We start from the raw sequence: 14,300 nt of genomic DNA, 5'->3' as shown, positions 1-14,300 counted from the left end.
GGGTTTTTTATTTTCCGATAAGTTTTTTTATTTCGTTCAGCTTCATCAAAGCTTCTACGGGAGTGAGCGTATTGATGTCGGTATTTTCAATCTCATCGCGGATTTGAGATAAAACCGGATCATCCAATTGAAAAAAGCTAAGCTGCATTTCATCACCCGCAACGGGTGATTTTTTCCCGGTTTTTTCTCCTCGTTCTGCAGCTCCGTGGGAAGCTTCGAGTTGAGAAAGTATTTCATTGGCTCTTAAAACCACTTTGGAGGGCATTCCTGCGAGTTTTGCAACGTGTATTCCGAAACTATGCTCACTACCACCTGGTACTAATTTTCGCATGAAAATGACTTTGTTTCCTGATTCTTTTACCGAAACATTAAAGTTCTTAATGCGAGGGAAAGTACCTTCCATGTCGTTTAGTTCGTGGTAATGGGTAGCGAATAACGTTTTTGGTCGCGCTTTACCGTTATCGTGCAAAAACTCGGCAATGGCCCAGGCAATTGAAATTCCGTCGTAGGTACTCGTTCCTCTACCGATTTCATCAAGTAGAATTAAACTGCGGTCGGAAATGTTATTCAGAATACTGCTGGTTTCATTCATTTCAACCATAAAGGTTGATTCTCCTGACGAAATATTATCTGAAGCACCAACGCGTGTAAATACTTTATCGATAATTCCGATTTGTGCAGATTGTGCCGGAACAAAAGAACCCATTTGTGCCATTAAAACAATCAGCGCAGTCTGACGAAGCAGGGCAGATTTACCGGCCATATTCGGACCGGTTATCATAATGATTTGTTGCTGATCGTTATCGAGATAAATATCATTCGGTACATAAGGAACACCTTCGGGTAAAGATTTTTCTATAACCGGATGTCGACCCAAATGAATATTTAATGTTTTTCCCTCATTAATTTCCGGTTTGGTATAACCATTGATTAGTGCAGCTCTTGCAAAACTGTAGAAAACATCTATCTGCGCAAGTAATTGAGCATTGTACTGGATAATTTGAATGTAATCCGATAATGCAGCAACGAGATCATTAAATAATTTTGTTTCCAGGGCGAGAATTTTTTCCTCTGCACCCAGAATTTTTGTTTCGTATTCTTTTAATTCTTCTGTAATGTATCGTTCAGCATTGGTCAACGTTTGCTTACGAATCCATTCAGAAGGGACTTTGTCCTTATGCGTATGGGTAACTTCTAAATAATAACCGAAGACATTATTGAATGCTACTTTAAGTGAAGGTATTCCCGTTTTTTCAGATTCTCTTTGTTGTATTTGCAATAAATAATCTTTCCCCGAATACATTAAACCACGCAGTTCATCCAGTTCAGGATTAATTCCTTTTCGTATAACATGACCTTTTCCCAATGCAACCGGAGCATCTTCTTCCAGCTCAGCAGCAATTTTATTTCGAATCGATTCGCAGGGGTTTAACTGTTCTCCGATGCGTTGAAGTGAAGCATTATCACTTTCGCGGCAAAAAGATTTTATCGGTTCAATCACCTGAAGCGAGCGAAATAAATGTCCCAGTTCACGCGGATTAACTCGTCCAACTGCAGCTTTAGAAATTAAGCGTTCCAGATCGCCTAATCCGGATAATTTATTTTCGAAAAAATTAAGCGCCGTTTCGTTGCGGATAATCGCATCTACGGTATCCTGACGATCCTGAATTTTGTTTTTGTCCTTAAGCGGAAGTACCATCCAGCGTTTCAGGAGTCGGCCACCCATTGGAGTTAGCGTGAAATCTAAAATGTCAATCAATGTTTTTGCCTGATCGTTCGGACTGAATAATAATTCCAGATTTCGAATGGTAAAACGATCCAGCCACACATATTGATCTTCCTCAATGCGTGAAAGGGAAGATATATGGGCTGTTTTATCATGTGCTGTATCTGCCAGATAATGCAAGGTTGCTCCGGCAGCAATAATTCCCAATGGAATATTTTCAATTCCGAAACCTTTTAGCGATTGCGTGCCGAAATGCCGGAGTAAAATTTCATTGGCAAAATCGGGTGTAAACACCCAATCTTCTAAACGAAATGTATAAAACCGGTCTCCGAATTTTTCCGTAAATCTTTTATGATGCTGCTTTTGAAATAATACCTCACTGGGCTTGAAACTCTGAAGCAGTTTATCGATGTAGTCGAAATTCCCCTGAGCGGTCAGGAATTCGCCGGTAGAGACATCCAGAAATGCAACTCCTGCTGCCGAATCTGAAAAATGAACTGCTGCCAGAAAATTATTGCTTTTATTTTCCAGTACTTTTTCATTGTACGAAACACCCGGAGTAACCAATTCGGTAACGCCACGCTTTACAATGCCCTTAACCATTTTAGGATCTTCCAGCTGATCACAAATCGCAACGCGAAATCCAGCACGAACAAGTTTCGGTAAATAACTGTCCAGCGAATGATGAGGAAAACCGGCAAGCTCCATTTCACCTGCAGACCCATTATGTCTTTTCGTTAAAATGATTCCTAAAACTCTTGAAGTTTTAACGGCATCTTCTCCGAAAGTTTCATAAAAGTCGCCCACCCGAAATAACAACAAGGCATCAGGATGCTTCGCTTTGATGGCATTATACTGCTTCATCAAAGGGGTTTCGGTTGGACTATCTTTCTTCGGTTTTGACACAAGGATAAATTGAACTCCGAAAGTAGGATTCCCAAGTGAAAGAGAAGGAATATCTCTAAATGGATTTATGAACAATTTCAACGATTTATTCAATTTTTTTGGTCTATTTTGTTTATATTTAAATACAATGGCAATCAAGAATAAGAAACTTAAACTGGAGGAGCTCGATCGTGTGAACGTGGATCAGTTTAAACAATTGAAAAAAATTGAGCTGATAATTGTTTTGGATAATATTAGAAGTCATCATAACGTAGGTTCTGTTTTTCGTACTGCCGATGCTTTTAAGGTTTCTAAAATTTTACTTTGCGGATATACGCCTTGTCCACCACACCGGGATATCCATAAAACAGCACTGGGGGCAACCGATTCGGTGGATTGGACTTATTTTAAATCAACCACAGAAGCAGTTGAATGGCTGAAGAATGAAAACTATGTGGTTTATGCAATAGAGCAAACGGAAAACTCATTGAAATTGGATCAGCTTAACATTAATTCCGCTGAAAAATATGCCCTTGTTTTTGGCAATGAAGTGGGAGGGGTGGATCAGGAAGTTATTGACTTATGCAATGGAAGTATTGAAATTCCTCAATATGGAACAAAACACTCACTGAATATTTCTGTTTGTGCGGGGATTGTTATGTGGGATTTTTTTAAACCTTTAAATAAATAGTTATGCGTACAGTTGTTTTACTCTTTGCTTTATCGTTTAGCATGTTGCTAAAAGCACAAGATTTTGCTCCTGTTGGAGCTACCTGGACCTACACGGAAAATTGGGCTTTTTCGGCGCAGATTGGTCCGGCTACCATGACCTGCATTGCAGATACAACCATAGAAGGAATTCCCTGCAAGAAATTGAATGGCGGAATTACGGGCTGCTCTCCGTTCGACCAAAACAACAATTACGTTTATAAAGACGGCACAGGAAAAGTGTTTTATTATTCATTTTATTACCAGCAGTTTTACATGCTATACGATTTTGGAGCAGCAATCGGAGATGCCTGGTCCATTCCTGTTTATGGTTTTGGTTGGTTAGAAGATACGCTCCAGGTTTCTGTGGTAGATACTTCCTCAGTAATTTACAATGGCTACACTTTAAAGACGACCTCATTGCACTTTAATAATTTCACCGGAAATGATTTTTATTTTGGTGGTGTAGATGGAGTGGCAATAGAAAATTTGGGATTACCATCGGGATTTTTTCCCGGATTTCATATGGCTTGTGACATGAATTTCTATTCCGATATACGTTGCTATTCCGATTCCATAATCGGCTTTATCGATTTCGATCCCAATCTTGATTGTAATTATTTTACCACCGGGGTGATTGATCAAACTGGAAATTCCGGGTGGACAATTTTCCCGAATCCTGTCATTGATTATTTAACCGTAAGTGGAGAAGGACAAGGATCGTTTACTATTTCCATTTTTGATAGTGCAGGTAAATTGGTGTTGATTCAAAATGATATTTCCTATAATGGAAAAGTTAAATTGAATCTCGAATCATTAACCAAAGGGTATTATTTTGCTAAACTTTCTTCTCAATCCTCAAACCAAACTTTTAAAATAATTAAACTATGAAAAATATCTCTTCACGATTTTTGCTGGCTGTTGGGGCAACAATCATTTTAATTTCAGCCAGTGCATTTGTATTGAAAGAAAATCACATGCTGTCTTCGGATATTTGTTCTTCCTGTAGTTTTAAAGGAAAGAAACTATACGGCAAGGTGCAGGTCGTTGAATCTTTTCCGGACATCAAAGTCCAAATCGTTGAATCGTTTCCGGATTTAAAAGTACAAAAAGTGACGTCCTTCCCCGATAAGTGCGGAAAGTGGCAGTTTGTTACTTCTTTTCCTGATATCAAGGTACAGTTTGTAACCTCGTTCCCGGATATTAAAATCAAATACGTAGAATCTTTCCCCGGATGCAACTAATGTTTAGTTTTTAAACTAAAAACTTAGTTAATCCAGAATTTCTAATTTGGCAAACTTTAAAAGCAATTGTTTTTGACCCACAGCCGGGAAGAAAACAGTTGCTTTTCTGTTTGGTTCCACACCTTCAATTTGAATTACTTTTCCTTTACCGAATTTTTCATGGTTCACATTGTGACCAACCATTAATCCGAGATTGTCAATATTAGAACTAGCGTTTGATGGGGCTGTCTTTTCGTCTATTTTAACCAGATTTCGTTTAACTGGTGGAGGCTCAGGATGAGATACCGGTGTTTTCTTTTTAGGCGTTTGCTCTTCGAATAAATTATCTTTCTTTCCAAAGAAAGGTTTAGCACGAAGATTTTTTGGAGTATCCCAATCATCATCAAATGCATTTTCTTTCGGAGCAGGCGGAAGCTCTACATATTTTTGGTCAATTTCATCAATGAAACGACTCGGTTCGCAATGGGTTAAATTTCCCCAGCGATAACGGGTAAGGGCATAGCTTAATGTGCAGGCTTTTTCTGCCCGTGTAATGGCAACATAAAATAGGCGGCGTTCTTCTTCCAGTTCTTCCCTTGAATTTAAGGCCAATTGTGAAGGGAATAAATTTTCTTCCATTCCAACAATGTACACGAAGGGAAATTCCAATCCTTTTGCCGAGTGAATGGTCATTAAGGTAACATGATCTTTGTTCTCCGGATCTTCATTATCGGCATCCGTAAGCAGGGCAACATCAATCAAAAAGTCACTCAGACTTCTGATTTCTTCGCTTTGAGAAGGTGCCTCGGTAAATTCTTTAATACCGTTAAGAAGCTCCTGAATGTTTTCGTAACGACTCACACCCTCCGGTGATTTGTCATCATATAATTCCTTTAAAATCCCGGATGAGGTAGCAATATGACTTGCTAATTCATAGGCAGGAATGGTACTGAGTTGAACAGAAAAACTTTTTATCATCAAGGCAAATTCCTTGATTTTGTTTAATGGTCCGGAACCTAATTTTACATTATGCATTTCCGGGAATTCAATCACGTTCCAAATTCCGGTATTTGCTTCTGCCGCGGCAACAATTAAAGCATCAACTGTAGCATCACCTATCCCACGTTTAGGATAGTTGATTACCCGCTTTAATGCTTCTTCATCATTATGATTTGCCGTTAAGCGGAAATACGCTAACAGATCTTTTATTTCTTTTCGCTGATAGAATGAAAGTCCACCGTAAATTCTGTAATTGATATTTAGTTTACGAAGGGCCTCCTCAAATGAACGCGATTGTGCATTGGTCCGGTAAAGAATGGCAAAGTCTTTATTACGGGCCTGACGATTCATTTTGGTTTCAAAAATGGAGGAGGCAATAATTTTACCTTCTTCATTATCGGTTGGGGCCCTGAGAACTTTAATGATGTCGCCCTCTTCGTTGTCGGTCCAGACATCCTTTTTTATCTGTTCTTTGTTTTTCTCAATAACACTGTTGGCTGCTTGAACTATAACTTTAGTTGACCGGTAATTTTGTTCGAGTTTGAATATTTTAAAATCAGGATAATCCTTTTTGAAGTTGAGAATATTCTGAATATTTGCTCCACGGAAGGCATAAATACTTTGTGCATCGTCACCAACAACGCATACATTTTCAAACATGGCAGCGAGTTTTTTTACAATCAGGTACTGCGAAAAATTGGTATCCTGATACTCATCTACGAGAATGTATTTGAATTTTTGCTGATAGCGGTGCAATACGTCCGGAAAATCGCGGAGTAAGACATTTGTTTTAAATAATAAATCATCAAAATCCATCGCTCCTGCCCGAAAGCATCGTTGTTCGTAGCGCTTATAGATTTCTGCAGTCAAGGGTTTTCCGCTCATTCGGTCGTCCGCCACGAGGTCGCTGTTCGATTCATAGGCCGTAGCTGAGATCAAATTGTTTTTTGCTGATGAAATGCGGTTATATACTAATCCCGGTTTATACACTTTATCATCCAGATTTAATTCCCGGATGATGTCCTTGATGAGATTTTTAGAGTCAGCGGTATCATAAATCGTAAAATCCCTTGGGTATCCAATACGGTCGGCTTCGCTTCTGAGGATGCGGGCAAACACCGAGTGAAAGGTGCCCATCCAAATGTTTCTTGCTTCCGAATCGCCAACAATTTTGCCAATACGCTCTTTCATTTCCTTAGCGGCCTTATTGGTAAAGGTCAATGCAAGAATATGAAAAGGGTCTACCCCCTTGTTAATCAGATGGGCAATCCGGTAAGTGAGAACCCTGGTCTTCCCGGACCCGGCACCGGCAATCACCATAATGGGACCTTCGGTATTGGTAACGGCATCCCTTTGGGCTTCGTTGAGTTCGTTAAGGTAATCGTAATTCATCCCTCAAAAATAAGCAGAAGTCTGATGCGGATTTCCGGGGTTGATAAAATTTGAAAAACCTTCGCTTTCAGTTATATTTGAACTATGGCTGCCAAGAAAAAAACACCTCCAACACCCAAAGCCTCATCCGTTAAAGAAAAACCGGTTTCCTCGCAGAAATCAGGCTGGAGCGATTTGAATTTTAAAAAGCGGATGATCTGGATGATCTTTGCGCTTTCCTTTTTGATGTATGGAACAACCATGTGGAATGGTTACTCCATGGATGATGAGCTGGTAGTGAAAGAAAACCAATTGGTAGCAAAAGGAATTTCCGGCATTCCGAAAATTTTTAAAAGCAGGTACAGTGTCAATGAAAAACAAAATTATGAGTATCGTCCGGTTGTATTGACCAGTTTCGCTATCGAGTATCAGTTTTTTGGTGAAAATCCCGCTGCCAGTCATTTCTTCAATATCATTTTGTATGCACTAACGGGAGTAGTCTTGTTTCTGCTTTTGTTGGAATTGTTTAAAAATCATCATTGGATTTTACCGGCACTTACTGTTTTTATTTTCATGATCCATCCACTCCATTCCGAAGTGGTGGCAAGTATTAAAAACAGAGATGAAATTTTAAGCTTACTGTTCGCTTTACTCGCAACTCGCTATTTCTTTAAAGCTTCCGAACAAAATAGTAAATGGAGAATATTATTTGGGATTCTTTTAATGGGACTGTCTTTGTTATCGAAAAAGTCTTCCCTTCCGATGATTGCCATCATTCCCTTCACCATTTGGTTTTTTGGAAAACCGTCAAGGGCAAGAATGATTTTTACAGTGGTCGGACTCCTCGGTGCTTACAAAGCCATGCGCGCCATGTACATTGTGCTTGCGTCAGGTTCTTCGGAGAAACGACAATTATTGTTTCTGGAAAATCCATTATACACCGCCAACTTAAATTTGGTTGAACGCATTCCTGTAGCTATCGAGACAATCGGTTTTTATCTTCAGAAATTTATTTTCCCTCATCCATTGGTTTCTTATTATGGGTATAACACCATCGAACTTGGTACCTGGTCGAGTCCTAAAATGTGGCTTTATTTTGTATTGATAGCAGTGATGCTTTATTTTGCAATTCGTGAATTTAAAAATCGTACGCCAATTGCTTATGGTGTCATTTTCTTTTTTGTTGCCATTTCCATCTTTGCCAATTTTGTTGTTCCTGCCGTTGGAATTGTAGCCGAGCGTTTTGCGTTTGCTTCCACCATCGGATTATCATTGATTGTGGCAGAATTATTAATCCGTGGCTTTAAATTTTCTTTATCACCGGGTGATAAATGGAAAAAAATGCCCCGCAATATGGTTTATGTGTTGGGCGGATTGCTGTTGGTTTATTCTGTAAAAACGATCGACCGAAATGCGGATTGGAATTCGGCTGCATCTTTGTATAAAGCAGATGTTGAAACAGTGCCCAAGTCTGCAAAACTAAATTCTTTGATGGCTTCCGTGTATGCCGATCAGATCAATAAAAGCCGATTAGGATTATTGCCTTTGACCGCCATTCAGAAAAAAACTAAAATCGACTCCGCCATTTATTTCTTTCATCAGGCGCTGGATGTATACCCTGATTATATCGCTGTAAATAACAATTTAGGTACCATGTATTTTAATCAGCGTGAAGCGATGGATACAGCTAAATTTTATTTCAGTAAAGCTGTTCAGTTAGATACAGCATATGCACAAGCTTATTTTAATCTCGCTTCTGTTTATGACTTGGAAAAGGATATGTATTCCCTAATGGAAAAGATGATCAGAAGGGTTACAAATATTGCAGACACCAACATTGTTGAAGGTGAACCAACCAAAAACATTCAAAAAGTGGAGCGCGCATTTATGGCTTTACGATTGGTGGAGCGCAATCTCATGTTCTCCATGAACGATTTAATGCGTTCACAATCTAAAGAAGATTTAATGGGGAAAGTGAGAAATATTCCTATGACAGTACGTGAAAATGTTTCCTACTATTTTAGGGGAATGGATGTTCGTCCAAACGCAGATTCATTAGCCTATTATTTTTCCGGAAATCTTCAGCGGTTCTTAAATAATGAAGTAAGCGGACAACCCGCACAAGTGGTTCGGTTCAGTATTTTGCAATCGTGCGGAATGGATATGGTTTCTTATGTCGCTTCACTTTCCGATTCGGGCAGAGGACCATCTCCGTGGATCAATTATGCGCAACGACGCTATTACGAAACACGCGATTCGATGTGGATTTGTTTAAACCAGACCTTAGTTTATCAGGCAACGCTTGCAAGTGCATATGAAAAATTAATTGCTTCTTACAATGAATTTGCCCAATATGATTCTGTTATCACCTTGTGCAACCGGCTTGAGAAAAATCCGCTTTATCAGCCTGAACAATTATTGGTTCACAAAGCGAATTCTTATTTGATGAAAGGTGAAACAAAAACCGGCATAGACCATTTAAAAAAGGCAGCTTCTCTGGATGAACAACAATTATTCCGTTTAAACCTGATTAATTATCAATTGAGTGTTGCCAAAAATGGTAGCTCTGCTATGATTGTTGGGCAATGGGTAGGACAAAAGAAAAATGAGTTGAAGCAAATCTATTCCATCATCTCCTCCAAATCGCGGGAGATAAATGATCATTCTACGGCGGATGAATTTGCTGCAAAAGCAGAAGGTATTAAGTGAGTTCAAATTTTGCATATATCAAATCAATTGCATGGATTACTCCTGAGAAGGAATATTCCAATACCGATTTTTTTAAGGATTTTCCGGAAGCCGCTTCCAATGCAAATTTGTTAAAAGTTGGAGTTGAGAAACGATTTGTTGTGGATAAAAACACCACCGCTTCAGATCTTGCATATGAAGCAGGAATAAAATTATTTCAGGACTTCAATATCCATCCTGAATCCATCGATTTTCTGATTTTTTGTTCACTTGAGTTCGATTATATTACACCTGCCACTTCGTGTGTATTGCAAGATCGCCTGGGATTGCGGGAAAGCGTTGGAACTTTCGATTGCAATCACGGGTGTAGTGGCTATACCTATGCATTGTCCATGGCAAAGGGCTTGATTGAATCGGGTCAGGTAAAAAATGTGTTGATTTTAACCACATCTACACTTACAAAAAATCTTCATCCAAAGGATAAGTCACTGCGATTTGTATTTGGAGATGCAGCTGCGGCCACATTGGTTGATTCACGAACTGACAATTGGGGGATTGGTGCATTTGAATTCGGATCGCGGGGAAAGGATATCGATAAATTAATCATCAAGGATGGTTTGGGTAGAAATCCGATTGATGAAGAATCGTCCAAAGAAATAATCGACGAATACGGAAATATTCATTCGCGCGAAACACTCTACATGGATGGTATTGGTGTATTTCTGTTTAGCATGAATGTGGTTCCGAAAATGGTAAATTCCTTATTGGAAAAAAATAAAATTTCTTTAGAGCAGGTCGATCATTTTGTTTTTCATCAGGCAAACGCATTTCTTAACGAGTCGCTTCGGAAAAAGCTGAATATCCCAGAAGAAAAATTTATGATTTATATGGCCGAAGTAGGTAATACGGTAGCCTCAACGATTCCTATTGCACTTTGTGAGGGAATCCGGTCAGGAAGGTTCGCACCGGGTGATAAGATTTTACTGGCTGGATTTGGAACGGGACTGTCTTGGTCTGGGACCATCGTTCAACTTTAACTGAGCATGATTTTTTGTATATTTAAATAAATTAACGTAAATGGATAGCATAGAAGTTTTTATGTCGAAGATAGAACATGAAATCGACGGCATGGCGCCCGGCACTTTGAAGCCTGATATTCCATATCGGGAAATTGACTCATGGAGTTCTATGCATTCGCTTATTATTATTGCGTTAATGGAGACCGAATACGATGTTGCAGTGAATGGTGAAGATCTTAGAAAGTGCAATACGGTGCGTGAACTTTATGATCTGGTGAAGTCCAGGAAATAATCATGGGCATTTTCAAGACAAATCAGGTTTCAATAAAAGGAATAGCCTCTGCGGTTCCTGAATTTGTTTTTGATAATGCATCGTATGATTGGATCCCGGAACAGGATCGTAAAATGCTCATTCAAACTACAGGAATTTCCCACCGGAGAATTGCAAAAAAAGGGACAACAACTTCGGATCTATGCCTCCCAGCAGCAGAAAAACTGATTCAAGCTTTGCAGTGGGAACAGGATAGCATTGGTTTAATTGTTTTTGTTTCTCAGTCGCGCGATTATGTTTTGCCTTCAACAGCCATTCTGTTGCAAGATAAATTAGGATTAAAAAAGTCCGCCATGGCTTTTGATGTGCCGCTGGGTTGTTCCGGTTATGTATACGGATTAAGTATCGTTTCATCTTTGATGCAATCTGGCGTAACCAAGAGAGCATTGCTCGCGGTGGGTGACATTTCAACCATGTCTTTAAATTACCGCGATAAAAGCACCTATCCCTTATTCGGTGATGCCGGAACTGTAACCGCTTTAGAGTATGATGAGGAAGGAGAAATGCTATTTAATCTCGGTTCAGATGGTGCAGGATTTAAAGCAATAATGATACCCGATGGAGCTGCTCGTCATCCCTATTCTCTGGATTCAGAACAAGAAAAAGAAGTTGAAGGAGGCATATTCAGAAAAGGGACAGAATTAATTTTGGATGGATTGGAAGTCTTTAGTTTTTCAGTGCGTGAAGTACCCAAAAATGTAAATGAATTATTGGATTTCGCACAACGATCTGTAAGCAATATCGATTATTTCGTGATGCATCAGGCGAATAAATTAATGAATGAAACCATTCGTAAAAAATTAAAATTCGATTCCGGTCAGGTCCCCTATTCGCTGGATGAATTTGGAAATACCAGTTCAGCATCTATTCCTTTAACCATTACAGAACGTTTAGGTGACAGATTAAAACAAGATAAGGCTCAACTTTTATTATCCGGTTTTGGAGTTGGCTTATCCTGGGGTTCTGTATTGCTATCTGTTCGTCAACTTGTACTACCCGATTTAATAATTTATAAATGATGAATTCACCCTTTCAGTTAAATGGTAAAAAGATTTTAGTCACCGGTGCTTCTTCCGGCATTGGCAGATCGGTTGCTGTTTTTTTATCGGAAATGGGTGCAGAATTGATATTGACTGCTCGAAGGGAACAGCAATTGAAAGAAAGTATAAGCCTTTTAAAAGGCGGAATTCATTCATATGTTGTAGCAGATTTATTAAAAGAGGAGGACAGGAATCAATTGATTAATTCACTTTCAGCCGTAGATGGTGTGGTGTTTTCTGCAGGTAAAATAGAACCCTTTCCGGTAAAATTTCTTTCCAAAGAAAAATTAGACTCAGTAATGGATCTAAATTTTTCTTCTACGGTTTTACTTGCTGCATCTTTATTGCGCTCAAAAAAAATAAATGATCATGCTTCAATGGTTTTTATTTCTTCTTTTGGTGCACATCATACCTATAAAGGAGGGGCTGCTTATGCCGCATCGAAATTGGGAGTTGAAGCATTTGCACAGGTAATTGCACAAGAACACGGAGCTTCCGGCATTCGTTGTAATTGCGTAGCCCCGGCAATGGTAAAAACAGAGGTTTATGAGGAGACAGAGCGTCAAATCTCTGCCGAAAAACTAAATGATCATATTCAAAAATACCCCTTAGGTGTGGGTTATCCCGAAGATGTAGCGCATGCTATCTCCTTTTTACTTTCCCCCGCTTCAAGATGGATTACAGGTCAAACGCTTTTTCTTGATGGAGGTTTATCATTAGGCTTATGAATCAAAAACGAATCGATATTTCAATTGTTGTTCCTGTCTATAACAGCAGTGAATCACTTTCTGAATTATTTCAGCGCATTCAGAATGAAATGTCGCGTCTGCAGCTTGAATTTGAAATCATTTTTGTTGATGACGCCAGTAAGGATAATTCCTGGGAAATCATTCAGAAATTAAAAACTGAACATGCAGGAACAATTACGGGAGTCCGAATGGCAAGAAATACAGGTCAGCATTTAGCCTTAATGTGCGGATTCAATTTTGCAAAGGGGAATTTATTGGTGACGATGGATGACGATCTGCAGCAATCACCGGAGGACATCGAAAAACTTATTCGGAAACAAAGTGAGACTTCCGCCGATTTAGTTTATGGTGTTTATCCCAAACGCTCTTCAACCATGATGCGTAAAACTGGAAGTTACTTTATCCGAAAAGCCTCCAAATACACAGCACAAACGATAGGGGAAGGCTCTTCGTTCAGATTATTTAACCGCAACCTTGTCGATAAAATCAGAGATCATTTTCACTCCTTTGTTTTTATAGATGAATTGGTGTATTGGCATACCACTGAAATTGAAACTGTAGAAGTGAGTCACTCTCCACGTAAGTCCGGTAAATCGGGATACTCTATTTTTTCATTGACAAAAATGTTCTCCGATATCGTGATTAATTATACGGCCATTCCGTTACGAATTATGACCTGGGGTGGGGTTACGCTTTCAATTATTTCTTTTTTAATGGGTATTTGGTTTATCCTCAAAAAAATATTTTTAAAAACAACTGTACCCGGATTTACGGCAACCATTGTTGTTGTATTGTTTTCCACCAGTATATTATTGATATGTATGGGTATTATCGGGCAATACCTTTATAAAATATTTAATCACCAAATGGGGAAACCACCTTATACCATTCGAAAAGTGATCTGATGATAATATTTGAAGGATACGGCATTCAGTTAAAGCGACTCGAAATAACGGATATCGAATTGATCCGCTATTGGAGAAATTCGCAACATATCCGGAGATTTATGGAGTTTCGGGAAGAAATCTCTCCGGAAATGCAAAAACAATGGTTTCAAAAAATCAATCAAACCCTGGATTATTATTTTCTCATTACGGTTAATGGAAAATACATCGGATTAATAAACGGCTCAGATACCGACTGGGAAAATGGCATTACCGGTAACGGAGGCATATTTGTTTGGGAAGAAGAATACTGGTCCACCTCCATACCCTTTGCTGCTGCAATTCTGCTAACAGAGTTTTCATTCAATCTGGGAATATCCGTTTCGCGGGCAAAAATCCTTCGGAATAATTTTAGATCCATTCAATTTAATTTGGCTTTGGGTTATAAAAAATTGGCTGGTCAGGATGAAGTGGAAAATCAGAAATACGAATTGAATAGTCACGATTTCTTTGAAGCAACACGTGATGCACGCAGAATATTATCGAAGGAATATGGAACACAACTAACCTTTTATGCTATTCCGCAATTAGATGAATCCGAAAAATTTCTTGTGCAGCAATACCTGGAAATGAAAGGGAAAATGATTTCCACTATTGAATTAAAACACGGAAAATAA

At 39.0% G+C, this 14,300-nt stretch carries 12 protein-coding genes; 10 read left to right on the top strand and 2 right to left on the bottom strand.

From position 1 onward, the window contains the following. Positions 1-7: 7 nt before the first annotated feature. Complete coding sequence (gene mutS / locus K1X56_01120) at positions 8-2,590, bottom strand: DNA mismatch repair protein MutS (protein MBX7093296.1); 2,583 nt, start codon at positions 2,588-2,590, stop codon at positions 8-10. A 169-nt stretch (positions 2,591-2,759) separates the two neighbouring features. Between mutS and K1X56_01115 the strand changes: the two genes are divergently transcribed. The 3 genes from K1X56_01115 to K1X56_01105 are packed head-to-tail and all read left to right on the top strand — an operon-like array spanning position 2,760 to position 4,563. Next, positions 2,760-3,302 (top strand): RNA methyltransferase, encoded by a 543-nt coding sequence (locus tag K1X56_01115; GenBank protein ID MBX7093295.1) that lies wholly within the window; start codon positions 2,760-2,762, stop codon positions 3,300-3,302. A 2-nt stretch (positions 3,303-3,304) separates the two neighbouring features. Continuing rightward, positions 3,305-4,210, top strand: coding sequence for a T9SS type A sorting domain-containing protein (locus K1X56_01110; GenBank protein MBX7093294.1), 906 nt, complete (start codon positions 3,305-3,307; stop codon positions 4,208-4,210). Beyond that, positions 4,207-4,563, top strand: a complete 357-nt coding sequence (locus tag K1X56_01105) for a hypothetical protein (GenBank protein ID MBX7093293.1) — start codon at positions 4,207-4,209, stop codon at positions 4,561-4,563. The genes K1X56_01110 and K1X56_01105 overlap by 4 nt, the downstream gene beginning before the upstream one ends. 27 nt (positions 4,564-4,590) lie before the next feature. Here the strand turns inward: K1X56_01105 and K1X56_01100 are convergent, their stop codons facing one another. Further along, positions 4,591-6,933, bottom strand: coding sequence for a UvrD-helicase domain-containing protein (locus K1X56_01100; protein MBX7093292.1), 2,343 nt, complete (start codon positions 6,931-6,933; stop codon positions 4,591-4,593). Between the two features lie 84 nt (positions 6,934-7,017). On the opposite strand from K1X56_01100, the gene K1X56_01095 reads away from it, so the two are divergent. Genes K1X56_01095 through K1X56_01065 form a run of 7 tightly spaced genes read left to right on the top strand, consistent with a single transcriptional unit; the run spans position 7,018 to position 14,300 of the window. Then, the gene (locus K1X56_01095) at positions 7,018-9,621 is read left to right on the top strand and encodes a hypothetical protein (protein ID MBX7093291.1); all 2,604 of its coding nucleotides are present in this window, start codon (positions 7,018-7,020) and stop codon (positions 9,619-9,621) included. Beyond that, on the top strand, positions 9,618-10,637 hold the full coding sequence (locus tag K1X56_01090; GenBank protein MBX7093290.1) for a ketoacyl-ACP synthase III: 1,020 nt from the start codon (positions 9,618-9,620) through the stop codon (positions 10,635-10,637). The genes K1X56_01095 and K1X56_01090 overlap by 4 nt, the downstream gene beginning before the upstream one ends. Positions 10,638-10,677: 40 nt before the next feature. Further along, positions 10,678-10,911 (top strand): hypothetical protein, encoded by a 234-nt coding sequence (locus tag K1X56_01085; GenBank protein MBX7093289.1) that lies wholly within the window; start codon positions 10,678-10,680, stop codon positions 10,909-10,911. Positions 10,912-10,913: 2 nt separating this feature from the next. Continuing rightward, a complete protein-coding gene (locus tag K1X56_01080) occupies positions 10,914-11,969 on the top strand; it encodes a ketoacyl-ACP synthase III (GenBank protein ID MBX7093288.1) in 1,056 nt (351 codons plus the stop codon). Then, positions 11,966-12,718 (top strand): SDR family oxidoreductase, encoded by a 753-nt coding sequence (locus tag K1X56_01075; GenBank protein ID MBX7093287.1) that lies wholly within the window; start codon positions 11,966-11,968, stop codon positions 12,716-12,718. The genes K1X56_01080 and K1X56_01075 overlap by 4 nt, the downstream gene beginning before the upstream one ends. Next, positions 12,715-13,644, top strand: a complete 930-nt coding sequence (locus tag K1X56_01070) for a glycosyltransferase family 2 protein (GenBank protein MBX7093286.1) — start codon at positions 12,715-12,717, stop codon at positions 13,642-13,644. The genes K1X56_01075 and K1X56_01070 overlap by 4 nt, the downstream gene beginning before the upstream one ends. Further along, a complete protein-coding gene (locus K1X56_01065) occupies positions 13,644-14,300 on the top strand; it encodes a GNAT family N-acetyltransferase (GenBank protein ID MBX7093285.1) in 657 nt (218 codons plus the stop codon). The genes K1X56_01070 and K1X56_01065 overlap by 1 nt, the downstream gene beginning before the upstream one ends.

Source organism: Flavobacteriales bacterium (assembly GCA_019694795.1).
In the GTDB taxonomy this organism is placed as follows: Bacteria; Bacteroidota; Bacteroidia; order Flavobacteriales_D; family UBA2798; genus UBA2798.
Note: the sequence above shows the minus strand (reverse complement) of the source record. Positions and strands in the feature narration are given on the sequence as shown.